The sequence below is a fragment of the Chelatococcus composti genome, assembly GCF_014201415.1.
Taxonomy (GTDB): domain Bacteria; phylum Pseudomonadota; class Alphaproteobacteria; order Rhizobiales; family Beijerinckiaceae; genus Chelatococcus_A; species Chelatococcus_A composti.
In genome coordinates this window covers 104,824-127,326 of sequence record NZ_JACHEH010000006.1, presented here as the reverse complement: position 1 = coordinate 127,326, position 22,503 = coordinate 104,824, and the positions used below count along the sequence as shown (strand labels likewise).

20 protein-coding genes are annotated in these 22,503 nt (G+C 68.6%); 15 read left to right on the top strand and 5 right to left on the bottom strand.

Annotated features, from left to right (window positions below):
- Nucleotide 1 precedes the first annotated feature (1 nt).
- Nucleotides 2-1,324 (top strand): adenylate/guanylate cyclase domain-containing protein, encoded by a 1,323-nt coding sequence (locus tag HNQ73_RS13840; protein WP_183335475.1) that lies wholly within the window; start codon nucleotides 2-4, stop codon nucleotides 1,322-1,324.
- A gap of 13 nt (nucleotides 1,325-1,337) precedes the next feature.
- Here HNQ73_RS13840 and HNQ73_RS13835 read toward each other — a convergent pair whose 3' ends face one another.
- Nucleotides 1,338-1,985: a septation protein A gene (locus HNQ73_RS13835; RefSeq protein WP_183335474.1), complete on the bottom strand. Its 648-nt coding sequence runs from the start codon at nucleotides 1,983-1,985 to the stop codon at nucleotides 1,338-1,340.
- Nucleotides 1,986-1,993: 8 nt separating this feature from the next.
- Nucleotides 1,994-3,070 carry a signal recognition particle-docking protein FtsY gene (gene ftsY / locus HNQ73_RS13830; protein WP_183335473.1) on the bottom strand — a complete coding sequence of 359 codons (1,077 nt, stop codon included), beginning with the start codon at nucleotides 3,068-3,070 and terminating at the stop codon, nucleotides 1,994-1,996.
- A 56-nt stretch (nucleotides 3,071-3,126) separates the two neighbouring features.
- On the opposite strand from ftsY, the gene HNQ73_RS13825 reads away from it, so the two are divergent.
- The 3 genes from HNQ73_RS13825 (at nucleotide 3,127) to HNQ73_RS13815 (ending at nucleotide 7,302) form a co-directional block, all read left to right on the top strand.
- The gene (locus HNQ73_RS13825; protein WP_183335472.1) at nucleotides 3,127-3,873 is read left to right on the top strand and encodes an RluA family pseudouridine synthase; all 747 of its coding nucleotides are present in this window, start codon (nucleotides 3,127-3,129) and stop codon (nucleotides 3,871-3,873) included.
- Nucleotides 3,874-4,249: 376 nt separating this feature from the next.
- Nucleotides 4,250-5,989, top strand: coding sequence for a type I secretion system permease/ATPase (locus HNQ73_RS13820; protein ID WP_183335471.1), 1,740 nt, complete (start codon nucleotides 4,250-4,252; stop codon nucleotides 5,987-5,989).
- Nucleotides 5,986-7,302, top strand: coding sequence for an HlyD family type I secretion periplasmic adaptor subunit (locus HNQ73_RS13815; RefSeq protein ID WP_183335470.1), 1,317 nt, complete (start codon nucleotides 5,986-5,988; stop codon nucleotides 7,300-7,302). The genes HNQ73_RS13820 and HNQ73_RS13815 overlap by 4 nt, the downstream gene beginning before the upstream one ends.
- Nucleotides 7,303-7,313: 11 nt before the next feature.
- On the opposite strand, the gene phbB is transcribed toward HNQ73_RS13815, so the two are convergent.
- Nucleotides 7,314-8,042 (bottom strand): acetoacetyl-CoA reductase, encoded by a 729-nt coding sequence (phbB, locus tag HNQ73_RS13810; protein ID WP_183335469.1) that lies wholly within the window; start codon nucleotides 8,040-8,042, stop codon nucleotides 7,314-7,316.
- A 71-nt stretch (nucleotides 8,043-8,113) separates the two neighbouring features.
- A complete protein-coding gene (locus HNQ73_RS13805) occupies nucleotides 8,114-9,292 on the bottom strand; it encodes an acetyl-CoA C-acetyltransferase (protein ID WP_183335468.1) in 1,179 nt (392 codons plus the stop codon).
- Nucleotides 9,293-9,596: 304 nt separating this feature from the next.
- Here HNQ73_RS13805 and phaR point away from each other — a divergent pair, with 304 nt between their 5' ends.
- From phaR to phoB, 8 genes are all read left to right on the top strand, one after another.
- Nucleotides 9,597-10,199, top strand: coding sequence for a polyhydroxyalkanoate synthesis repressor PhaR (gene phaR / locus HNQ73_RS13800; RefSeq protein WP_183335467.1), 603 nt, complete (start codon nucleotides 9,597-9,599; stop codon nucleotides 10,197-10,199).
- A 122-nt stretch (nucleotides 10,200-10,321) separates the two neighbouring features.
- Entirely contained in the window at nucleotides 10,322-11,611 is a 1,290-nt protein-coding gene (locus HNQ73_RS13795) for an ATP-binding protein (protein WP_183335466.1), read from the top strand.
- A gap of 155 nt (nucleotides 11,612-11,766) precedes the next feature.
- Nucleotides 11,767-12,813 (top strand): PstS family phosphate ABC transporter substrate-binding protein, encoded by a 1,047-nt coding sequence (locus tag HNQ73_RS13790; RefSeq protein WP_183335465.1) that lies wholly within the window; start codon nucleotides 11,767-11,769, stop codon nucleotides 12,811-12,813.
- A 114-nt stretch (nucleotides 12,814-12,927) separates the two neighbouring features.
- The gene (pstC, locus tag HNQ73_RS13785) at nucleotides 12,928-14,301 is read left to right on the top strand and encodes a phosphate ABC transporter permease subunit PstC (protein WP_183335464.1); all 1,374 of its coding nucleotides are present in this window, start codon (nucleotides 12,928-12,930) and stop codon (nucleotides 14,299-14,301) included.
- Entirely contained in the window at nucleotides 14,294-16,051 is a 1,758-nt protein-coding gene (pstA, locus tag HNQ73_RS13780) for a phosphate ABC transporter permease PstA (RefSeq protein ID WP_183335463.1), read from the top strand. The genes pstC and pstA overlap by 8 nt, the downstream gene beginning before the upstream one ends.
- 32 nt (nucleotides 16,052-16,083) lie before the next feature.
- Complete coding sequence (gene pstB, locus HNQ73_RS13775) at nucleotides 16,084-16,902, top strand: phosphate ABC transporter ATP-binding protein PstB (protein ID WP_183335610.1); 819 nt, start codon at nucleotides 16,084-16,086, stop codon at nucleotides 16,900-16,902.
- 29 nt (nucleotides 16,903-16,931) lie between these two features.
- Complete coding sequence (gene phoU / locus HNQ73_RS13770; protein WP_183335462.1) at nucleotides 16,932-17,651, top strand: phosphate signaling complex protein PhoU; 720 nt, start codon at nucleotides 16,932-16,934, stop codon at nucleotides 17,649-17,651.
- A 19-nt stretch (nucleotides 17,652-17,670) separates the two neighbouring features.
- Complete coding sequence (gene phoB, locus HNQ73_RS13765) at nucleotides 17,671-18,372, top strand: phosphate regulon transcriptional regulator PhoB (protein ID WP_183335461.1); 702 nt, start codon at nucleotides 17,671-17,673, stop codon at nucleotides 18,370-18,372.
- A gap of 76 nt (nucleotides 18,373-18,448) precedes the next feature.
- Here phoB and HNQ73_RS13760 read toward each other — a convergent pair whose 3' ends face one another.
- The gene (locus HNQ73_RS13760; protein ID WP_183335460.1) at nucleotides 18,449-18,994 is read right to left on the bottom strand and encodes a GcrA family cell cycle regulator; all 546 of its coding nucleotides are present in this window, start codon (nucleotides 18,992-18,994) and stop codon (nucleotides 18,449-18,451) included.
- Nucleotides 18,995-19,364: 370 nt separating this feature from the next.
- On the opposite strand from HNQ73_RS13760, the gene HNQ73_RS13755 reads away from it, so the two are divergent.
- From HNQ73_RS13755 to HNQ73_RS13745, 3 genes are read left to right on the top strand one after another with little or no spacing between them, the layout of a single operon-like run.
- A complete protein-coding gene (locus tag HNQ73_RS13755; RefSeq protein WP_183335459.1) occupies nucleotides 19,365-20,561 on the top strand; it encodes an aspartate aminotransferase family protein in 1,197 nt (398 codons plus the stop codon).
- Nucleotides 20,561-21,490, top strand: coding sequence for an ornithine carbamoyltransferase (gene argF, locus HNQ73_RS13750; RefSeq protein ID WP_183335458.1), 930 nt, complete (start codon nucleotides 20,561-20,563; stop codon nucleotides 21,488-21,490). The genes HNQ73_RS13755 and argF overlap by 1 nt, the downstream gene beginning before the upstream one ends.
- Nucleotides 21,490-22,470 (top strand): Hsp33 family molecular chaperone, encoded by a 981-nt coding sequence (locus HNQ73_RS13745; RefSeq protein ID WP_183335609.1) that lies wholly within the window; start codon nucleotides 21,490-21,492, stop codon nucleotides 22,468-22,470. The genes argF and HNQ73_RS13745 overlap by 1 nt, the downstream gene beginning before the upstream one ends.
- The last annotated feature ends 33 nt before the right edge of the window (nucleotides 22,471-22,503 follow it).

Below are 22,503 nucleotides of genomic sequence, written 5' to 3'. Positions count from 1 at the left end.
GATGGCGCCAGCGCCGGTGAATGGCAGCGATCGTCTGCTGCTCGAGGCCGACCTGTCGGCCGAGCGGGCTGCAAGCGTGGTGCGCATGGCCATCGCCGTCGCGCTGCTCGGTACGGTGGAGATCGTCCTCAAGCGCAGCAACAACATCTCCCTGCTCGACCTCACGGAGGCGCGCAACCAGGCGAGGGCGACGCTCGCCCTGCTCTTCTTCGCGGGCCTTGTCGTCTACCTTCTCGTGAAGTTCGGCCGCTGGCGGCCGTGGATGGCCTATGTGACGGTGACGGTCGACGTTGTCGTCCTCGTCGGAAGCCTCCTCGCCGACCTGCGCGACATGGGCCTGCCGGTGGCCTTCATGAGCATGTTCCCGGTGGTCGGCGTCTTCCCCTTGCTCCTCGCCGTCAGCGCCCTGCGCATTCGCCCCGGCGTGCAGTTCTATGCCCTCTGCCTGATGCTGGCCGGCCTCGCACTCGTCGTTGGCGTGGGAGGGGCGCGCACGCCGCCGCTTCCGGAGGTCCTCCTGCACGACATGGGGATGTTCTACTCCCTGCCGGCGAACACGGCCCGGGCCGCCATGTTCGCCCTCGGCGGGGCGGCGCTTGTCCTCGCCACGCTGCGCGGCCGGCGCCTCCTCCACCAGGCGGTGGAGGAGACGACGCGCCGGCTCAACCTGGCGCGCTATCTGCCCGCCGAGCTGGTGCCGGTGCTGTCGAGCGACAACATTGAGGAGCTGCGCACCGGGCGTCGTGCCGAGGTGGCGCTCGTCTTCATCGACATCCGCGGCTCCACCGCCATGGGCGAGGCCATGAGCCCGGCGGCACTGACGAGCTTCATCGGCGCCTTCCGGGCCCGCGTCACGCGCGCGGCGCGCCAGCACGGCGGTGTCATCGACAAGTTCATCGGCGACGGTGCCTTCATCATCTTCGGCCTGCCGCAGACCGGCGGCGACGACGCGGCCCGGGCGCTCGCCTTCTGCCGCTCCATGCTCGCCTCGATCGACGAATGGAACGCCCTGCGCAAGGCGGCCGATGCCGCGCCCGTGGCCGTGGGCATGGGCGTCCATTTCGGCACGGCCTTCGTCGGCGCGATTGGCGACGAGCAGCGCCTCGAATTCACCGTCATGGGCGATGCCGTCAACGTCACAGCCCGGCTCGAGGATGCTGCCAAGGCCTTCGAGGTGTCGCTGGTTGCCTCGCGCGATGTGCTGGCAGCGGCGGGCGAGGATCCGGAGCAGCCGGGCTCGCCATGGCGCAGCCTCGGCACCCAGGCCTTGCGCGGGCGCAGCGAGGCGATGCCGATCTATACGCTCGCCGGCAGCGAGGACTGAGCGGGAGCCGGCATCACGACCGCTCGTCCTTCTCCGCTGGACTGTGGCGCATGATGAGCGGCGTCTGCGCGAGCGCGAAGGCGAGCGTGATGGGCATCACGCCGAAGACCTTGAAACTCACCCAGAAATCCGTCGACTGCGTACGCCAGACGACCTCGTTGAGCACCGCGAGAAAAAGAAAGAAGAGACCCCAGCGCAGCGTCAGCTTGCGCCAGCCCTCGGCATCGAGCTCGAAAACGCTGTCGAGCACGAAGCCGAGCAGGGACTTGCCGAAGGCGAGGCCGCCGAGCAGCACCACGCCAAACAGGGTGTTCACGATGGTCGGCTTGAGTTTGATGAACAGCTCATCGTGCAGCACGAGCGTCAGCGTGCCGAAGACGAGCACGACGATGCCCGAGACGAGCGGCATGATCGGCAGCTTGCGAACGAGCCGGTAGTGGATGGCAAGCGCCACCAGCGTCGCCACCATGAAGACCGCCGTTGCGGTGAAGATGCCGGCCTGCTCGCCGGCGAGGATCGACGCCGGCACGAGCGGCGCGAAAAGCCCAGGCCGGCTGTTGGCGAGGAAAAACAGCCCGAGCGGCCCCAGCTCCAGTGCAAGCTTGACGAGCGGCGGCAGGTGCTGACCCTTCGGATCGCTCTCGATGAGCTCTTTCGACATGGGGCTTGTCATTCCAGTCCGGCAATGGCGCGGGCGAAGTCCCGCGCCGTGAAGGGCTCGAGATCGTCGACGCCTTCGCCGACGCCGATGAAATGCACCGGCAGGCCGAATTTGGCGGCGATGGAGACGAGGATGCCGCCGCGGGCCGTGCCGTCGAGCTTGGTCATGACGAGGCCGGTCACGCCGGCCGTCTTGCCGAAGATCTCCACCTGGCTCACCGCGTTCTGGCCGGTGGTGGCGTCGAGGACGAGCAGCACGGCATGGGGTGCCGTCTCGTCGATCTTCTTCATGACGCGCACCACCTTCTCGAGTTCGGCCATCAGGCCGGCCTTGTTCTGCAGGCGGCCGGCCGTGTCGACGAGGAGCACGTCGGTTCCCGTGGCCCGGGCCTCGGTCAGGGCGTCGAAGGCAAGACCCGCCGCGTCGGCGCCCTGCTCGCGTGCGATCACCCTGGCGCCGGTGCGCTCGCCCCAGACCTTGAGCTGCTCGATGGCCGCGGCGCGGAACGTGTCGCCCGCGGCCAGCATCACCTTGCGGCCCTCCGCACGGAACTTCGCCGCCAGCTTGCCGATGGTGGTGGTCTTGCCCGAGCCGTTGACACCGACCATCAGGATGACGAAGGGCTTGCGGTCGGCATCGACGGCGAGGGGCCGGGCGACGGGGGCGAGCACTGCCTCAACCTCGCGCGCCAGCACCGCCTTGACCTCCTCGGGGTCGATGGACTTGTCGTAGCGCCCCTCGGCGATGGAGCGCGTGATGCGCGCTGCCGTCTCGATGCCGAGGTCGGCCTGGATGAGGATGTCTTCCAGATCCTCGAGGGTTGCGGCGTCGAGCCGGCGCTTGGAGAACAGCTCGGTGATGCCGAGGCCGAGCGAGGAGGAGGTGCGCGCCAGTCCCTCCTTCAGCCGCTGCCACCAGCTGCGCCGCGGAGCGGGCGGGGGGGCCGTCTCGGGCGTCGAGGGGGGCGTGTCGTCCTGCGGCGCTTCGGCCTGCGGAGGCGGCACCTTGGGCTGCGACTGGGGGGCCTCACCGCGCCGGAAGAGCCGGGCCAGCATCCCGCGCTTGTCCTTGTCGCCGTCGCTCATCTGTCCTCGCGTCTTTTCCCTTGCTCTCGGCCTGCCCCCTCGATAGCCCGAAGCGCATGAACGAGAAAGAGTTGCCCTTCGATATAATGTCGCGCCTCATCTATCGCGACGCGCTGATGCTGGTGATCGACAAGCCGGCGGGCATGCCGGTCCATCCCGGCCCGCGCAGCGGCACGGCGAAGAGCAACGAGACGCTCAGCGACCATCTGGACGCGCTGCGCTTCGGCGTGCCGCGCCGTCCGGAACTCGCCCACCGGCTCGACCGTGACACGTCGGGATGCCTCGTCCTCGGCCGCCATCGCAAGGCACTCGACAAGCTGGGGCGGCTGTTCCGGTCCGGCAAGGTCGAGAAGACCTACTGGGCCGTCGTCGAGGGTGGGCCGGCCGACGAGGCGGGCGAGATCGACCTGCCGCTCGCCCCCCGCGATCCCTCGCGCGGGTGGTGGATGAAGGTGGACCCTGCCGGACAGCCGGCACTGACGCGCTGGCGTGTGCTCGGCCGGGGCGAGGGCCTCGCCTGGCTCGCCCTGACGCCGGTGACGGGCCGCACCCATCAGCTGCGCGTCCACTGTGCCGCGGCGGGCTTTCCCATCCGCGGCGACGCCATCTACGGCCACGCCCCGCGCACGGGCGGGCCCGGACTGCACCTGCACGCCGCCGCACTCGCTATTCCGCTCTATCCGAACCGCGCGGCCGTGCGTGTCGCGGCGCCCGCACCGGCGCACATGCACGCTGCCCTCACCGCCGCCGGCTGGCGCGGGACGATGCCGGCGGACACGACAGCCGAAACATCGAAAGCCTGATTCGCAGTCCGCTGCCGGACGAGCGCGCGATGCCACGCGGGCGGGAAGGCTTTGCATGTCATTATGTGTCGTTCGCATGGAAAAATTCCAGACGGTTTCTACTAAATAAGAAGCATTCGGAATAAATATTGCTTCCTGTGCAATTGATGTTGCAGGATCGTCGTCGCTGTTTATGAAGTAATAAGATCGACGTATACAGTTATTGCGGGCGCTACCGGTCAGGAGCGCTTCGAGCCGGGGGCGGCGGTCCTTCCACCTTTCCCCCACGGTGTGCCGCAGCTCGCCGCCCCCGGCTCTCCCAGCCCTAATACGGCGGCCACCGACATCGCTGCCCGTGTGATGCCCCTTGCGGATTCGGCCCTGAGGATACGTGTCGATGAGCGAGCCGCGCAGCGAACTGGCTACGGCATTCTTGCGTCTCAACCGGGTTTTCGCGGGTCTCGCCCTCGTCTCGGGGGTCATCAACTGTCTGGCATTGTCCAGCTCCATCTTCATGCTGCAGGTCTATGACCGGGTGTTGTCGAGCCGCAGCGAGCCGACGCTCGCCACGCTGTGCGTCCTTGTGGTGCTCCTGCTCGGTTTCCAAGGCGTGCTCGAGGCGGTGCGCAGCCGGATCCTGACTCGTGTCAGCGGCCACCTGCACGCGCAGCTCGGTTCGCGTGTGTTCAGCTGCGTCCTCGCCCTGCCACTCAGGAGCGCCGTACAGGACGACGGCCTCACCCCGGTGCGCGACCTCGACACCTTGCGTCACTTCGTCGCCGGGCCCGGTCCGTCAGCCTTCTTCGACCTGCCTTGGATGCCGCTCTACCTGCTCTTCGTCTACGCGCTGCATCCTTTCCTCGGCCTGCTCGCGACCTTCGGAGCCCTGATACTGGTCGCCCTGACGGTATCGACCGAGATGATGTCACGTGGCCCCCAGCGCGCGCTGGCCACGCAGAACGCACAGCGCATCGGCCTCGGCCTTGCCGGGCGCCGTAACGCCGAGGTGCTGCGCGCGATGGGCTTCGGTGAGCGGGTGACGGAGCGCTGGCTGCGTCTCAATACGGCCTTTCTCGCCGAGCAGCGGCGGGCGGGCGACATCGTCGGAGGGCTCGGTGCCGCCTCGCGCGCCCTCAGGATCCTGTTGCAGTCGCTCATCCTGGCACTCGGAGCGTGGTTGACCATCCGCGGCCAGATGACAGCCGGCGCCATCATCGCCGCGTCCATCGCCACCACGCGGGCGCTCGCACCGGTCGAGCTTGCCATCGGGCAGTGGAAGTCCTTCGTGGCGGCGCGCGACAGCTGGCGCCGGCTGGCCAGGGTTCTCTCGGCCCTGCCGCCACCATCGCCCCGGCTCGACCTGCCGGCGCCCGTCGCCAGCGTGGTCGTCGAGCAGCTGTCGGTCGCCGCGCCGGGGCAGCGCCGGCCGAGCGTGCGCAACGTGTCCTTTGCCCTGCGGGCGGGGCAGGGGCTCGGCATCATCGGCCCCAGCGCCGCCGGAAAGTCGACCCTCCTGCGCGCGCTCGTCGGTGTCTGGCCGCCCGTGTCGGGAGCCGTGCGCCTCGACGGGGCCGCGCTCGACCAGTGGGGCGAGGCGCTCGGCCGGCACATCGGCTATCTGCCCCAGGACGTGGAACTGCTCGCCGGCACCGTCGCCGCCAACATCGCCCGCTTCGAGGAGAATCCGGCCGCCGAGGCGGTCATCGCCGCCGCCATGGCCGCTGGCGTGCACGAGATGATTCTGAGCCTGCCGGACGGGTACGAAACGGAGATCGGCGAGGGGGGCGAAATCCTCTCGGCAGGCCAGCGGCAACGCCTGGCGCTCGCCCGGGCACTCTATCGCGATCCCTTTCTCGTCGTTCTCGACGAGCCCAACTCCAATCTCGACGCGGAAGGCGAGGACGCGCTGACGGAAGCCATTCAGGGCGTGCGCGCCCGTGGCGGCATTGTGGTCGTCGTAGCGCATCGCCCGGCCGTGCTCGCCGGCGTCGACCGGATCGCGATCATGCGCGACGGAGCACTGCAAGCCTTCGGCCCGCACCAGGAGGTGTTGCGCCGCATGCGCGGCCAGCCGGGATCGGCCGGCAGCGCGTCGCCGTCCGCCACGGACCAGAACAGCAAGGTCGGTGCCCAATGAACGGATCCCTGTTGCCCGGAGGGGAAAAGCGGTCGATCCAGCGCCATCTGACGCTGGGCCTTGCTCTTTCCTTCCTGCTGATCGGCTCGATCGGTGGATGGGCCACGGTGGCCCAGCTCGCCGGTGCAGTCATCGCCCCCGGCCTGCTCGTGGTGAAGTCACACGTCAAGCGCGTGCAGCATCCGACGGGCGGCGTCGTCGCCGTGCTCAAGGTCAGGGAAGGCGACGTGGTGCGGGAGGGCGACGTGCTGGCGCGTCTCGACGACACCATCGCCACTGCCAGCCTGCAGCTCGTCTCCAAGCAGCTTGACCAGGCGACGGGGCGCGTCGCCCGTCTGGTTGCCGAGCGCGACGGCCTCGCCGCCGTCGCCTTCCCGCCGGAGTTCGCCGCGAGGGGTGAGACGGATGCGGAGGTCGCAGCGGTGATCGACGGCGAAAACGGTCTTTTCAGCGCCCGCCGCCTGGCGATCGAGGGACAGAAGGCACAGCTTCGCGAGCGCATCGCGCAGTCGCTGCGCGAGATCGAGGGGCTCGAGGCCCAGCAGGCAGCCAAGGAACGCGAGATCGCGCTGATCGAGGAAGAGCTCTCGGGTGTCCTCGCCCTGTTCGAGCGCAACCTCGTGCAGATCAATCGGCTCAAGCTGCTGCAGCGCGAGGCTGCGCGCCTCGGCGGCGAGCGCGGCCAGATCGTTGCGGCCATCGCGCAGGTCAGGGGCCGCATTGCCGAGATGGAACTGCAGATCATCCAGCTCGACCAGAATCGCCGCACCGAAGTTATGCACGAACTGCGCGATTACGAGACCCGCATCGGGGATCTCGTCGAGCGCAGGGCTGCGGCGCTGAGCCAGCTCGAGCGCGTCGACATCCGCGCGCCGCAGGATGGCATTGTCCACCAGCTTGACGTGCATGCGGCCGGGGCGGTCGTCACCGCCGGGCAGGTCATGATGCTTATCGTGCCGCGCGGCGACGAACTCGTCGTCGAGGCCCGGGTCTCGCCGGCGGATATCGATCAGGTCGTGGTGGGCCAGACGGCCGTGGCGCGCCTGTCGGCCTTCAACCAGCGCACCACACCCGAGCTGTTCGGCACGGTCATCAGCGTCGCGCCCGATCTCACGACCGACGCGGCGACGGGGGTGGCGTTCTACAAGGTCCGCGTCCGCCTGGCTCCGGAGGAGCTGGCGCGCCTCGGCCAGCGCGAACTCGTGCCGGGCATGCCGGTCGAGGTTCACATCATGACGCGCTCGCGCTCGGCCCTGTCCTATCTGATGAAGCCGCTGACGGACCAATGGGCGCGCGCCTTCCGGGAGGAATGACGCGCGCCTGGTCAGCCGTTGGCCATGTACTGGCCGCCGTTGATGGTCATGACCGAGCCGGTAGCGAAGCCGGCGGCGTCGGAGGCGAGATAGACCACCGCGGCAGCAATCTCCTCCGCGCGGCCGAGCCGGCCCACGGGGATGCCGGCGATGATCTTCTTCAGCACGTCCTCCGGCACGGCAGCCACCATGTCGGTGTCGATGTAGCCGGGGCAGATGCAGTTGACGGTGACGCCCTTGGCGGCGTTCTCCAGCGCCAGCGCCTTCGTGAAGCCGATCACGCCGGCCTTGGCGGCCGCATAGTTCGTCTGGCCCATCTGGCCCTTCTGGCCGTTGATGGACGAGATGTTGATGATGCGGCCGAATCCGCGCTCGCGCATACCCTCGATGACCGGGCGGGTCATCGTGAACATGGAATCGAGGTTGGTGCGGATCACCGCATGCCATTGCTCGAAGGTCATGCGGTGGAACATGCCGTCGCGGGTGATGCCGGCGTTGTTGACGAGGATGTCCACCGGGCCGAGGTCGGCCGCGACACGCGCGAGCCCCTCGGCACAGGCGGCGGCATCGCCCACGTCCCACTTGTATACAGCGATTCCGGTTTCGCTCTTGAACCGGGCGGCGGCCTCATCGTTGCCGGCGTAGTTGGCGGCGACCGTATGCCCTGCCGCTTTCAGGGCGCGTGAGATCGCGGCCCCTATGCCGCGTGTACCGCCGGTGACAACTGCAACTCGTGCCATTTCTTTCTCCCTCTGGCCATTATCCTTGCCCAGGAGGGACGCGGCCGCCGGACCCCTTGCGTCCGCCCCCCTTATCGCTCCACGCACATGGCAATGCCCATGCCGCCGCCGATGCACAGCGTCGCGAGGCCCTTCTTGGCATTGCGCCGGCGCATCTCATGAAGCAGCGTGGTCAGGATGCGTGCGCCCGAGGCGCCGATGGGATGGCCGATGGCGATCGCGCCGCCGTTGACGTTCACGATCTGCGGATCCCAGCCCATGTCCTTGTTGACGGCGAGGGCCTGGGCGGCGAAGGCCTCGTTCGCCTCGACGAGGTCGAGGTCCTGCACCTTCCAGCCTGCCTTCTCGAGCGCCTTGCGCGAGGCCGGGATGGGACCCGAGCCCATGACAGCCGGCTCGACGCCCGCCGTCGCCCAAGAGGCGATGCGGGCAAGCGGCGTCAGGCCGCGCCGCTCGGCTTCGGCGGCCGTCATGAGCACCAGCGCCGCAGCGCCGTCGTTCAGGCCGGAGGCGTTGCCCGCCGTCACCGTGCCGTCCTTCTGGAAGGCGGGCCGGAGCTTGCCGACCGCCTCAAGCGTCACGCCCTCGCGGATGTACTCGTCGCTGTCGACGACGATGTCGCCTTTGCGTGAGGCAACCGTCACAGGCGTGATCTCGTCTGCGAAGCGGCCGGCCTTCTTGGCCGCCTCGGCCTTGTTCTGCGAAGCGACGGCGAAGGCGTCCTGCTCCTCGCGGCTGATCTGCCACTTCTGCGCCACGTTCTCGGCGGTTACGCCCATGTGATAGCCGTGGAAGGCGTCCCACAGGCCGTCACGAATCATCGTGTCGATGAACTGCACGTCGCCGAACTTCGTGCCGGCGCGCATATGGACCGCGTGCGGCGCCAGCGACATCGATTCCTGTCCGCCGGCGACGATGACCGAGGCGTCTCCGTTGGCGATCTGCTGCATGCCGAGGGCGACGGCGCGCAGACCGGAGCCACAGACCTGGTTGAGGCCCCAGGCCGTCTTGCTGACCGGGATGCCGGCCTTCATGGCGGCCTGGCGGGCAGGGTTCTGGCCTTCGGTAGCCGTCAGGACCTGGCCGAGGATGACTTCGTCCACCTCCTCGGCAGCCACACCCGCCTGCTCCAGGGCGCCCTTGATGGCGGCAGCGCCCAGCACATGCGCCGGCACGTTGGCGAAGGAGCCGTTGAAAGAGCCTACCGGCGTGCGTGTGGCGGCGACGATGACGATGTCCGTGGAGGCCATGGCGATCTCCTTGAGTTTCCTTGTTTCACCGGTCCTGGCGGCCCTTGCTCCCATGCCGTGGTCGCCCCGACGCGGCCATGTGTGACGGGTCGTGGGTCATCTTCGAGGGGGGGCTGCATAGCGTCAAGCGCAACACGTCAATGCACTCCGCGCCGCCATGTCGCACAAATGAGTTTTCGTCGCGCCGATTAGCGCCTATCGTCTGGCCGGGGAGGCCGTGCGCAGGCAACCGGTCGGTGCCGGAGATGCTTCGGGGCGCTGCGGCGGAGCCTGCATCCGGGCCGGGACGAGACAAAGCAGAGCCATGGCGACAAAAGAAAATCCGACGGTCATCAAGAAATACGCCAACCGTCGCCTCTATCACACGGGAACCAGCACTTACGTCACCCTCGAGGATCTCGCGCAGATGGTGCGTGAAGGGGAGGATTTCGTCGTCTTCGACGCCAAGACCAACGAGGACATCACCCGTTCCGTGCTGACGCAGATCATCTTCGAGGAGGAGAACAAGGCCGGGCAGAACCTGCTGCCGGTTGCCTTCCTGCGCCAGCTCATCCGCTTCTATGGCGACAGCATGCAGGCGCTGGTGCCGAGCTACCTCGAGTTCTCCATCGAGAATTTCACGCGCGAGCAGCAGAAGCTGCGCGAGAAGATGGCCGAGGCCTTCGGCCCCGCGGCAGCGTTCAAGAGCATGGAAGAGCACGTGCGCACGAACATGGCGATGTTCGGCGAGGCGCTGAAGCTGTTCTCCCCCTTCGGGCCGCGCGTCGAGCAGCAGGAGGAGGCTGCCGCCCGCCCGCGCCAGGGCGAAGCGCGTCAGTCGAGCGACGACCTGGACGAGCTCAAGCGCCAGGTGCTCGAGATGCAGGCGCGGCTCGACGAGCTGGCCAAAGGGGCCGGCCGCGGATGAGAAGCGCCGGGCCACTGTCATCGGGATGACGCGGAAGCGCGGTTGAGATGACTTCTTGAGACCTGCCGCCCGTCCCGATTCGCCGGCCTCGGCCCCCGGGGCGGCCGGTTCGGGCAAGGGGCATGATCGAGACGACCAAGAACAGCCTGCGGCTCAGCGCCAATGCCATCGCGCTCAGGACCGCGGGCCTCAGCTGTGCCATCTTCACGCTGGCAGCGCTCGCCGGTGGTGTCGTCGGCGTCTGGACCGCCCTGGCGGCACTCGCCAGTCTCGCGGTGGCGGGGCTCGCCTTCCGCGACCGCCGGCCGCCGGGCGACCGCGCGGTAACCATCAGCGAGCGCAGCGAGCAGCAGGCCTTCGGCCCCGCGGCGGTGCTGGCGGCGCTGCCCGACCCCGTCATCATCGTGAACCGGCGCGGCCTCGTGGTGGACGCCAACCGGGCGGCAACGGCAGTTCTGCCGGGCTTGCGCAACGGCCACCCCCTGTCCCTTGCGCTGCGCGCGCCGGACGTGCTCGACGGCCTCGAGCGGGTGGTGAAGGGCGGCGAGGCCGAAGCGGTCGAGTTCGTCGAGCGCGTGCCGGTGGAGCGCGCCCTCGAGGTGCACATCGCGCCGCTGACCGGCGAGGCCGGCAACGACGGCGCCCGCGCCGGCGCCGCGCTCTACTTCCGCGACCTGACACCGGCGCGGCGGCTGGAGCACATGCGCGTCGACTTTGTCGCCAACGCCAGCCACGAACTGCGTACGCCGCTCGCCTCCCTGATGGGCTTTATCGAGACCCTGCAGGGGCCGGCGCGCAACGACGAAGCGGCCCGCGAGCGCTTCCTCGCGATCATGCGCGAGCAGGCGCAGCGCATGGCCCGACTCATCGACGACCTGCTGTCGCTGTCGCGCATCGAGCTCAGCGTGCATGTGCAGCCCACCGGGATCGTCGACGTTGTCGCACTGCTGCGTCACCTCATCGACGCGCTCCTGCCGCTGGCGCGCGAGCGCGGCGTCGAGATCGCGCTTGACGTGCCGGAGGGATCGGTCAACGTGCGCGGGGAGCGCGACGAGCTCCTGCGCGTCTTCGAGAACCTCATCGAGAACGCCGTCAAGTACGGCGAGAGCGGCGGCCGCGTCGACGTGCGGGTGACGACCGCGACGCGCCCCGACGGCGCGGGCGCGGTGTCTGTCGAGGTGCGCGACTATGGACCCGGCATCGCGCCAGAGCATCTGCCGCGTCTGACGGAGCGCTTCTACCGCGTCGATGTCGCCGCGAGCCGTGGCAAGGGCGGCACTGGTCTTGGCCTGGCCATCGTCAAGCACATCGTGATGCGCCACCGGGGGCAGCTCTCCATCGCGAGCGAGGTGGGCAAGGGGGCTTCGTTCACGGTGACGCTTCCCGTGCTCGTCGGCGAATCCAGAAAGTGAAACAGAACAAGATTTTACGCTGTCATTCGGTTGTCACCTTGCCCTCATAGACAGGGGGGCGTCGGCGACGTCCGCGGCATCGCCGAAGCGGAAGCGACAGGGCCGGTCGCGGTCATGCGACCGTCGCCCCGCTCCAGAGATCAGGGAGACACACCGTGAAATTCCGTTCCCTCGCCAGCGTCGCCGCCCTCGCCCTGGCCGGCGTCGCCGCAGCCGGTACCGCCGAGGCGCGCGACCAGATCCGCATCGTCGGCTCCTCGACGGTCTATCCCTTCACGACGGCGGTTGCGGAGCAGTTCGCCCGCGCGGGCCTCGGCAAGGCGCCCGTCGTCGAGTCGACCGGCACCGGCGGCGGCATGAAGCTGTTCTGCGCCGGCGTCGGCACGGACCATCCAGATGCCACCAATGCCTCGCGCCGTATCAAGAAATCCGAGTTCGAGGACTGCCGGAAGAACGGCGTCACCGACATCATCGAGCTTAAGGTGGGCTTCGACGGTCTGACCGTCGCCAACTCGAAGGCGGGGCCGGACTTCGACCTGACGAAGGAGCAGCTCTTCCTCGCCCTCGCCAAGGAGGTGCCGGGTCCTGACGGCAAGCTCGTCCCCAACCCCTACAGGTCCTGGTCTGACATCGACAAGACGCTGCCCAACGAGAAGATCGAGGTGCTCGGCCCGCCGCCCACCTCTGGCACGCGCGATTCGTTCCTCGAACTCGTCATGGAGCCCGGCGCGGAGAAGGTTCTCGCGGACCTCAAGAAGAGCAACCCGAACGCCTTCGCCGTCGCGTGGAAGACGATCCGCGAGGACGGCGCCTACATCGACGCCGGAGAGAACGACAACCTCATCGTCCAGAAGCTCGATGCCAATCCGCAGGCGGTCGGCATCTTCGGCTACTCCTTCCTCGAGGAGAACGCGGCGAAGATCAAGGGCGCCAAGATCGACGGTGTGGCGCCAAACTTCGACACCATCGCCGAAGGCGAGTACTCGGTCTCGCGCCCGCTGTACGTCTACTTCAAGAAGCAGCACATCGGCGTCGTGCCGGGCCTCGACAAGTTCATCGCCGAATACGTCTCCGAGAAGGCGCTGGGCGAGGACGGCTATCTTTCGCGCAAGGGTCTCGTGCCGCTGCCGGCTGACGAGCTCGCCCGGGTGCGGGAGGACGTCAAGGAGCAGAAGCCGCTGTCGGCCGACGCGGGCCTCTGATCGTCCAACGGAAAGCGGGGCGGATGGACGGCCATCCGCTTCGTTTTGCCGTCGAAATGCGGTAGAGGCCCTCGCCGAGACGGCCTCCTGCCGTGCTCTCCCCCGGGAGCGGAGATGGTTAGCTTGTTCTTCCTGCTCGTTGTCGCCGTGGCGCTGGCGGCCTTCGCCTTCGGGCGGTCCAGGGGGCGTGGGTTCAGGGACGGCGGCGCGCGCCTTCATTCCCTGCCGGTCTACCACGGCCTGTTCCTGGCCACGCTCTGCGTCCTGCCGATGCTCGTCGTCGTGGCGCTGTGGACACCGCTTGCGCCGCGCTATGTCGAGGCGCGCACGCTCGCGGCCCTGCCGGCGGAGCTCGCGCCGCAGAACGCGCTGGAGCAGGAGGGGCGCCTGCGCGAGGCGCGTCTTCTCGCCCTCGGCGAGTTCGCCGGCACGCCCCATCCCGGCATCGCCGTCGCCGCTGATGCCTACAGGGACGCCCGCACCGAGGCGGAGGTGGTGCTCATCGTCCTCGGCCTTGCCGGCGCGGCGGGGGGCTTTGCCGTGGGCCGCCGGCAGCTAGCGCCCGGCTTCCGCGCCCGCAACGGCTTCGAGCAGGTTACAAAGGTCGTTCTCATCGCCTGTTCCGCCGTCGCCATCCTGACGACCCTCGGCATCGTCTTCTCGGTGCTGTTCGAGACGCTGCGCTTCTTCGCCCGCTATCCCTGGTACGACTTCCTCTTCGGCCTGCAGTGGTCGCCGCAGACGGCGATCCGCGCCGACCAGGTGGGCCAGTCGGGTACCTTCGGGGCCGTGCCGCTCTTCGTCGGCACCACGCTCATCATGCTGATCGCGATGCTCGTTGCGGGGCCTGTCGGCCTCTTCGCAGCGATCTACATGTCCGAATACGCGACGCCCCGCGTGCGCGCCATCGCCAAGCCGGTGCTGGAGGTGCTGGCCGGCATCCCCACCGTCGTCTTCGGCTATTTCGCGGCGCTCACCGTGGCGCCGTTCATCAAGAACGTGGGCGAGGCGCTCGGCCTCTCGGTGGCGTCCGAGAGCGCCCTCGCGGCCGGCCTCGTCATGGGGGTGATGATCATCCCCTTCGTCTCCTCCCTGTCGGACGATGTTATCAACGCGGTACCGCAGTCGCTGCGCGACGGCTCCTACGGCATGGGCGCGACGAAATCGGAGACCATCAAGCATGTCGTGCTGCCGGCGGCGCTGCCGGGCATCGTCTCCGCCCTCATGCTCGCCGTCTCGCGCGCCGTGGGCGAGACAATGATCGTCGTCATGGCGGCGGGGCTGGCCGGCAACCTGACCTTCAATCCCCTCGAGGCCGTCACGACGGTCACGGTGCAGATCAAGACGCTGCTCGTCGGCGACCAGGAATTCGACAGCGCAAAGACCCTGTCGGCCTTCGCCCTCGGCTTCGTGCTCTTCTTCTTCACGCTGACGCTGAACGTCATCGCCCTGCGCATCGTCCGCAAGTACCGAGAGCAATATGACTGACATCGCAGCACCCTCTCCAGGCGCCCGTCGGTTGGGGCTCTCGCCTGACGAGGCGGCGGCCCGGCTGAGGCGGCGCCATGCGGCGGAGGCGCGCTTCCGCGCCTACGGCATCGGCGCCATCGCGCTCGCGGGGATCTTCCTCGTCGTCCTGATTGGCGACGTGATCATCAAGGCGCTGCCGGCCTTCACGGAATATCGCCTGACGATGTCCGTCACGCCGACGCTGGAGCAGGTATCGAGCGACGGCACCACCGACCCGCAGGCGCTGCGCGGCGGCGACTATGACGCGGCGCTGCGCGCCGGGCTGCAGCAGCTCTTCCCGCAGGTGACGACGCGGGCCCTGCGCCGCAAGCTCAACAACGAGCTCCTGTCCTCAGGTGCGGCGATGGCACTGCGCGATGCGGTCCTCGCGGACCCCGCCATCATCGGCCACCCGGTGACCATCGAGGCGCTGCTCGACGATGCGGCCGATCTCTACCTCAAGGGCCTGATGACCGGGCGGCGCCAGACCGCGGGCCAGGGGCAGGCGCAGGTGACGGTCGACGGCGGGACCGTCCTGCTGCGGAGCACGGCACCCGATTTCGCCCGCATTCTGGCCGGGATCAAGGAGGACCTGCGCGGGCAGGCAGCGGCCAACCGCCGCGAGGCCGCGCGGCTCGCGGCCGCTGCTGCCGCCACCAGCGGCGAGGGCCAGCGCGAGGCGCTCAGCCGGCGCATCGCCGACTTCGAGGCCAAAGCCTCGGCCGCCGAGGCGCGCGCCGCCAATGCCGAGGCGCCGGAGACGCTGACGGCCAGCCGGCCCTCACAACTTGTTTTCATCAACGGCGGCATCGTCAAGCTGACCGAGATCGGCGCCGCCGAGGCGCGCGGCACCGTGCTCGTGCCTCTCGCCAATACGGATGCTGCGCCGGCCGGCCGGTGGGAGATCGTCACCCTGACCCAGCCGGAAGCCGACCGCCGCCTCGACGACCAGGTGATCGCCTGGCTGGAGAACCTGAAGCAGCGCGGCCTCGTCTCGTCGCACTTCGCCACCCGCTTCTTCACCTCCGGCGACAGCCGCGAGCCGGAACAGGCCGGCATCCTCGGGGCGCTCGTCGGCTCGGCACTGACCATGCTGGTGACGCTCGTGCTGTGCCTGCCCATCGGCGTCGGTGCCGCCGTCTATCTCGAGGAGTTCGCGCCGAAGAACCGGCTGACGGACCTCATCGAGGTCAACATCAACAATCTCGCCGCCGTGCCGTCGATCGTCTTCGGCCTGCTCGGCCTTGCGATGTTCCTCAACTTTTTCGGCCTGCCGCGCTCGGCGCCGCTGGTCGGCGGCCTCGTGCTCGCCCTGCTCGTGCTGCCGACCATCATCATCGCCAGCCGCGCCGCGCTGAAATCTGTACCGCCGTCGATCCGCGAGGCGGCACTCGGCATCGGAGCCTCACACCAGCAGGCGGTGTTCCATCACGTGCTGCCGCTAGCCATGCCCGGCATCATGACCGGCACCATCATCGGCATGGCACACGCGCTCGGCGAGACCGCGCCGCTCCTGCTCATCGGCATGGTGGCGTTCATCGTCGACGTGCCGGGCTCCATCACCGATGCGGCGACGGCGCTTCCGGTGCAGATCTACCTGTGGTCCGACCTGCCGGAGCCGCTGTTCCAGGCCAAGACGGCCGCCGCCATCCTGGTCCTGCTCGGCTTTCTCTTTATCATGAACGGGCTCGCCATCCTGCTGCGCCGCCGTTTCGAGCGCCGCTGGTAGCCCTTGTCCCGAGGCGAAGGGAGTTTCCTATGATGACGACGATGCCGAACATCGAGCTGGCCAGGGCCGCGACGGCCGGGGCCGCCGAGAAGGCGGCGACGAAGATCGTGGCCCGGGACGTCAACGTCTACTACGGGGACAAGCACGCCCTTCACGACGTCTCCATCGACATTCCCGAAAAGGCGGTCACCGCCTTCATCGGGCCGTCCGGCTGCGGCAAGTCCACCTTCCTGCGCTGCATCAACCGGATGAACGACACGATCCCGATCTGCCGGGTGTCCGGCCGCATCGAGATCGATGGCCGCGACATCTACGACCGCAGCCTCGACCCGGTGCAGCTCCGGGCCAGGGTCGGCATGGTGTTCCAGAAGCCGAACCCCTTCCCCAAGTCGATCTACGAGAACGTCGCCTACGGGCCGCGCATCCACGGGCTCACCAGCTCGAAGGCCGAACTCGACGAGATCGTCATCATGAGCCTCAAGCGCGCCGGTCTCTATGAGGAGGTGAAGGACCGGCTTGGAGCGCCGGGCACGGGCCTTTCCGGCGGCCAGCAGCAGCGCCTGTGCATCGCCCGCGCCATCGCCGTCAATCCCGAGGTCATCCTCATGGACGAGCCGTGCTCGGCGCTCGACCCGATCGCCACGGCGAAGATCGAGGGGCTGATCGACGAGCTGCGCGAGAACTACACGATCGTCATCGTGACGCACTCGATGCAGCAGGCGGCGCGCGTCTCGCAGCGCACGGCCTTCTTCCACCTCGGCAGGCTCGTGGAGGAGGGGCCGACCGAGCAGATCTTCACCGCGCCGCAGGACAAGCGGACACAGGACTACATCACGGGGCGCTTCGGCTGAGGCCGTCGCGAGAGAGGGGAGTGCCGACGATGACCGACCATATCGTCAGCTCGTTCGACGTCGAGCTCGACACCCTGCGCAGCAAGATCGCCGAGATGGGCGGCATTGCCGAGAAGATGCTGGGCGATGCCATCATGGCTCTCGTGCGGCGTGATGCGGCCCTCGCCCAAGCGGTCATCGCCGTCGACGAGCGGCTCGATGCCCTGCAGCACGACGTGGAGGAGCGCGCCGTGCTGACCATCGCCAAGCGCCAGCCGATGGCGGTGGACCTGCGCGAGATCATCTCCGCCATCCGCATCGCCGGAGACATCGAGCGCATCGGCGACCTCGCCAAGAACACCGCCAAGCGTGTCGTCGCCATCAGCAACGAGCTGCAGCCGCAGAAGATCGTCGGTGGCGTGCAGCACATGAGCGACCTCGTGCAGGCCCAGCTCAAGGACGTACTCGACGCCTATGCGCAGAAAGACACGGCCCGCGCGCTCGACGTGTGGCAGCGCGACGACCGCATCGACGCGCTCTACACCTCGATCTTCCGCGAGCTGCTCACCTACATGATGGAAGATCCGCGCAACATCAGCTTCTGCACACACCTCCTGTTCCTCGCCAAGAACATCGAGCGCATCGGCGACCACACCACCAACATTGCCGAGACGATCCACTATCTCGTCACCGGCAAGCCGGTCGTCGCCGAGCGCCCGAAGAGCGACGAGTCGAGCTTCACCACCGTGCCGGTCTCCGGCCAGCAGTAGGCGCCCGGACGGAGGACCGATGGGACCCCGAATCCTCATCGTCGAAGACGAGGAGCCGCTCACGCTCCTCCTGCGCTACAACCTTGAGGCCGAGGGCTATACCGTCGACACCGTGGCGCGCGGCGACGAGGCGGAGGTCCGGCTGCGCGAGCAGGTGCCTGACCTCGTGCTGCTCGACTGGATGCTGCCCGGCCTGTCCGGAATCGAGCTGTGCCGGCGCTTGCGCGCCCGGCGCGAGACGGAGCGGCTGCCCGTCATCATGCTCACCGCCCGCGGCGAGGAGGACGAACGCGTGCGCGGCCTCGCCACAGGTGCGGACGACTATGTCGTCAAGCCCTTCTCGGTGCCGGAGCTTCTGGCGCGGGTGCGGGCGCTGCTGCGCCGCGCCAAGCCGGGGCACGTGGCCACCGTGCTCAGGGCAGGAGACATCGAGCTTGACCGGGAGACGCGGCGTGTGCGCCGGGGCGGTCGTGAGCTGCACCTCGGCCCCACGGAGTTCAAGCTGCTCGAGTTCCTGATGCAGAGCCCCGGCCGCGTCTTCACGCGCGAGCAGCTCCTCAACGGCGTCTGGGGCCACGATGTCTACATCGACGAGCGCACGGTGGACGTGCATGTCGGCCGGCTGCGCAAGGCCCTCAACCGTCCCCGCCAGCCGGACCCGATCCGCACGGTGCGCGGCGCCGGCTATTCCTTCGACGAGACCTTCGCGCACGTGCAATGACGCCGGCTGCCCGCTCCGGCCATGAAAAAAGGCCGGAGCTTGCTGCCCGGCCTTCGCTGTCCCTGTCCGCTTCCGGTCAGGACCGCAGCACCTTCTTCTCGCGCCGGCGGTCGGCGGCCGGCTGGTAGGCGATGCGCGCATGGTGTGCGCAATAGGGCATGCCAAGCAGGGAGCGGGCGCCGCAGAAGCGGAAGTCAGGCGTCGTCGGGTCGCCCATCGGCCAGCGGCACATGGCCTCTCGCAGCTCCATGATGGTCACGCGCTCGCTCAGCGGCACGACCACCTCCTCCTGAGGCTGGAACGCCTCCTGCGGCTCCACTTCCGCCTCGATCTCCGGCGCCGCTGCAAGGGCTGTGTTGCCGCGCACGACCGTGGGGTTCGCCGGCTGGGTCATGGGGTGGCTCGGGCTGCGCGTCGGCGCCGCCTTGCGCGGGCGCGATGCCGCCGGCGCCGCCGACTTGGCGCGGCCGGAGAGGCCGAGGCGATGCACCTTGCCGATCACGGCATTGCGCGTCACGCCTCCGAGTTCGGCAGCGATCTGGCTGGCGCTGAGGCCCTCGGCCCAGAGCTTGCGCAGCAGCTCAACCCGCTCGTCGCTCCAGGTATTGCTCTGATCGCTCATCGCTCTCTCCGCCCGGCTCGTCTCGGCACACGCCGTCCGCATGCGAAAGAGGCTCTCGCCTCGTCGCATCCTGCTCCAGGTAGCGCCGATAGGGAAATGCCACACGATATGTCGTGGTCTATGGCCCGGAAACTACAATATGAGGGAAGGCGCGAGCAAGGCTCCGTGCCGGCAGATCTGCGTTTTCCCCAAGATCATGACAGCGATCGGGCAGGTGCTGATCGAAGGTATCAATGCGATTGAATTGACAGGCATCGTGACCCATCTAAAATTGTGGATGGTGCCGCCCCTGCCCGGGCGGCACTTTGATTTTCGGGAAAATCCGGGGCGTCCGGCAGCGGGCCGGCGTCTCATCGCGGAGACGAAAGACGTGACTTCGCCGCTTCTGCAGACCTATGCGCGTGCCGACATCGAATTCGAGAAAGGCGAGGGCGCGTGGCTCGTGACGCGAAGCGGCGAGCGATATCTCGATTTCGGCGCAGGCATCGCGGTCAATGCCCTCGGCCACTGCCATCCCCATCTCGTCGAGGCGCTGACCACGCAGGCCGGCAAGCTCTGGCACACGTCGAACCTCGTGCGCATCCCCGAGGGCGAGCGGCTTGCCCAGCGGCTGGTCGACGCCACCTTTGCCGACAGCGTCTTCTTCACCAACTCCGGCGCCGAGGCGCTGGAATGCGCCATCAAGATGGCCCGGCGCTACCACTTCGCCAAGGGGCAGCCCGAGCGTTTCCACATCGTCACCTTCGAGGGCGCCTTCCACGGCCGCACGCTGGCGACCATCGCCGCGGGCGGGCAGAAGAAATATCTCGAAGGCTTCGGCCCCAAGGTCCAGGGCTTCGACCAGGTCGCCCTCGGCGACTGGGAGGCGCTTGAGGCGGTTGTCGGCCCGCAGACCGGCGCCATTCTCGTCGAGCCGATCCAGGGTGAGGGCGGCATCCGCACTGTCGCGCCGGAGGTGCTGCGCCGCCTGCGCAAGTTCTGCGACGAGCGTGGCCTGCTCCTCATCCTCGACGAGGTGCAGAGCGGCGTTGGCCGCACCGGCAAATTCTTCGCGCACGAGTGGTCAGGCATCACGCCGGACATCATGGCGGTGGCCAAGGGCATCGGCGGCGGCTTCCCCATGGGAGCGTGCCTTGCCACCGCGGAGGCAGCGAGCGGCATGACCGTGGGTGTGCACGGCACGACCTTCGGCGGCAACCCGCTCGCCATGGCGGTGGGCAATGCGGTGCTTGATGTGGTCCTGGCGCCCGGCTTCCTCGAGGAGGTGGCGCGCACCGGCTTGCTGCTGAAGCAGCGGCTCGCCGCGCTCAAGGACCGGCATCCCGGCATCATCACGGAGGTACGCGGCGAGGGGCTGATGCTCGGCCTCAAGCTCGGCGTCCCCAACACGGAATTCGTTGACGAGGCGCGCGCCAACCGCCTCATCGTCATCGGCGCCGGCGACAACGTGGTGCGGCTGCTGCCGCCGCTCATCATCGGCGAGGCCGAGGTGAGCGAGGCGCTGGAGCGCCTTGAGGCGACGGTGGCGGCGCTGGAGGCCCGTGCCAGCGCGAAGGGAGCGGCGTGATGAACGGTTCAGTGCGCCACTTCCTCGACATCAGCGATTTCACGCAGGCGGACCTGCGCCGGGTGCTCGAGATCAGCGCGGCCCTGAAGGCCAGCCGCCGCAAGGGCGAGCCGCCGAAGGAGAGGCCGCTCGCCGGCAAGGTGCTGGCGATGATCTTCGACAAGCCGTCGACGCGCACGCGCGTGTCGTTCGACCTCGCCATGCGCGAACTGGGCGGCGAGCCGCTGATGCTGACGGGCAAGGAGATGCAGCTCGGCCGCGGCGAGACCATCGCCGACACGGCCCGCGTCCTCTCGCGCTATGTCGACGCCATCATGATCCGCATCCTCGACCATGAGGCGATGCTGGAGTTGGCACGCCACGCGGATGTGCCGGTGATCAACGGCCTCACGAAACGCTCGCACCCCTGCCAGATCATGGCGGACGTGCTGACCTTCGAGGAGCACCGCGGCCCCATCAAGGGCCGCACGGTCGCCTGGTCGGGGGATTCCAACAATGTGCTCGCCTCTTGGGTGCACGCTGCGGCGCGTCTCGACTTCACGCTCAACATCGCGACCCCGCGGGAGCTCGCGCCGCCGGAGGATGTCCTGGCCTTCGCGCGGCAGGCCGGCGCGCGCGTCAACGTCACCACCGATCCCTTCGCCGCCGTCGAGGGCGCCGATGCCGTGGTCACCGACTGCTGGGTGTCCATGGGTGACGAGGATGAGGGGCGCCGCCACAACCTGCTCAGGCCCTATCAGGTCAACAGCAAGCTGATGGCAGCCGCCGGCAAGGACGCCATCTTCATGCACTGCCTGCCGGCGCACCGGGGCGAGGAGGTGACGGACGAGGTGATGGACGGCCCGGCGTCGGTCGTCTTCGACGAGGCGGAAAATCGCCTGCATGCGCAAAAGGGTATTCTGGCCTGGTGTCTGGGAGCGATCTCGTGATGGATGCGGCTGTGACGCCGGCGGGTGACGACCGCGTTCTGCCCTTCGCGGTCGAGGCACTCGACGTGCGCGGTCGCGTCGCGAGCCTCGGGCCCAGCATCGACACGATCATCGCGCGCCATGCCTATCCGGCTCCCGTCTCGCGTGTCGTTGGCGAGGCCGTGGTCCTGACGGCGCTGCTCGGCTCCGCGCTCAAGCTCGACGGCCGCTTCCAGCTGCAGACGCGCACCGACGGGCCGATCAACATGATCGTCGTCGATTTCGACGCGCCGGGCCGGCTGCGCGCCTGCGCCCGTTTCGATGCCGCGCGCGTCGAGGCGGCGATGGCCGCCGGGGAGACGACGACGGGCGAGCTCCTCGGCCATGGGCATCTCGCCCTCACCATCGACCAGGGCGGCACCATGACACGCTATCAGGGCGTGGTGGCGCTCGAGGGGCAGAGCCTCGAGGAGGCGGCCCACCAGTATTTCCGCCAGTCGGAACAGATCCCGACCCTCGTGCGCCTGGCCGTCGGCGAGGCGATGGGCGGCGGCGACCACGCCTGGCGGGCTGGCGGTCTCATGGTGCAGTTCCTGCCGCGCTCGAGCGAGCGCATGCGCCGGGAGGACCTCAACCCCGGCGATGCGCCCGAGGGATACGAGCCGGCAGCCGGGCCGGGCGAGGACGACGCCTGGACCGAGGCCAAGTTCCTCGTCGCCACGGTCGAGGACCACGAGCTGCTCGATCCCACGCTGACGCGCGAGCAGCTGCTCTACCGTCTCTTCCACGAGCGCGGCGTGCGTGTCTTCGAGCCGCTGCCTGTCGAGGAGAGCTGCCGCTGCTCGTCCGACCGCATCCTCGCCATGCTCAAGGGCTTCTCGCCCGAGGACCGAGCCGACATGGTGGGGGACAACGGCCGCATCGGCATCACCTGCGAGTTCTGCTCGCGCCACTACGACATCGACCCTGCCGATGTCGCTGCGGCGGCGGACGCCGGCTGACCGTCAGGCCCGGCGCCCGCGGGCGGTGCGGCC

What these genes read in the sequence shown, in the direction of transcription:
- HNQ73_RS13840 (WP_183335475.1), top strand. Translation starts at nt 2, where the DNA reads ATGGCGCCAGCGCCGGTGAATGGCAGCGATCGTCTGCTGCTCGAGGCC.
- HNQ73_RS13835 (WP_183335474.1), bottom strand. Translation starts at nt 1,985, where the DNA reads ATGTCGAAAGAGCTCATCGAGAGCGATCCGAAGGGTCAGCACCTGCCG.
- ftsY (WP_183335473.1), bottom strand. Translation starts at nt 3,070, where the DNA reads ATGAGCGACGGCGACAAGGACAAGCGCGGGATGCTGGCCCGGCTCTTC.
- HNQ73_RS13825 (WP_183335472.1), top strand. Translation starts at nt 3,127, where the DNA reads ATGAACGAGAAAGAGTTGCCCTTCGATATAATGTCGCGCCTCATCTAT.
- HNQ73_RS13820 (WP_183335471.1), top strand. Translation starts at nt 4,250, where the DNA reads ATGAGCGAGCCGCGCAGCGAACTGGCTACGGCATTCTTGCGTCTCAAC.
- HNQ73_RS13815 (WP_183335470.1), top strand. Translation starts at nt 5,986, where the DNA reads ATGAACGGATCCCTGTTGCCCGGAGGGGAAAAGCGGTCGATCCAGCGC.
- phbB (WP_183335469.1), bottom strand. Translation starts at nt 8,042, where the DNA reads ATGGCACGAGTTGCAGTTGTCACCGGCGGTACACGCGGCATAGGGGCC.
- HNQ73_RS13805 (WP_183335468.1), bottom strand. Translation starts at nt 9,292, where the DNA reads ATGGCCTCCACGGACATCGTCATCGTCGCCGCCACACGCACGCCGGTA.
- phaR (WP_183335467.1), top strand. Translation starts at nt 9,597, where the DNA reads ATGGCGACAAAAGAAAATCCGACGGTCATCAAGAAATACGCCAACCGT.
- HNQ73_RS13795 (WP_183335466.1), top strand. Translation starts at nt 10,322, where the DNA reads ATGATCGAGACGACCAAGAACAGCCTGCGGCTCAGCGCCAATGCCATC.
- pstC (WP_183335464.1), top strand. Translation starts at nt 12,928, where the DNA reads ATGGTTAGCTTGTTCTTCCTGCTCGTTGTCGCCGTGGCGCTGGCGGCC.
- pstA (WP_183335463.1), top strand. Translation starts at nt 14,294, where the DNA reads ATGACTGACATCGCAGCACCCTCTCCAGGCGCCCGTCGGTTGGGGCTC.
- pstB (WP_183335610.1), top strand. Translation starts at nt 16,084, where the DNA reads ATGACGACGATGCCGAACATCGAGCTGGCCAGGGCCGCGACGGCCGGG.
- phoU (WP_183335462.1), top strand. Translation starts at nt 16,932, where the DNA reads ATGACCGACCATATCGTCAGCTCGTTCGACGTCGAGCTCGACACCCTG.
- phoB (WP_183335461.1), top strand. Translation starts at nt 17,671, where the DNA reads ATGGGACCCCGAATCCTCATCGTCGAAGACGAGGAGCCGCTCACGCTC.
- HNQ73_RS13760 (WP_183335460.1), bottom strand. Translation starts at nt 18,994, where the DNA reads ATGAGCGATCAGAGCAATACCTGGAGCGACGAGCGGGTTGAGCTGCTG.
- argF (WP_183335458.1), top strand. Translation starts at nt 20,561, where the DNA reads ATGAACGGTTCAGTGCGCCACTTCCTCGACATCAGCGATTTCACGCAG.
- HNQ73_RS13745 (WP_183335609.1), top strand. Translation starts at nt 21,490, where the DNA reads ATGGATGCGGCTGTGACGCCGGCGGGTGACGACCGCGTTCTGCCCTTC.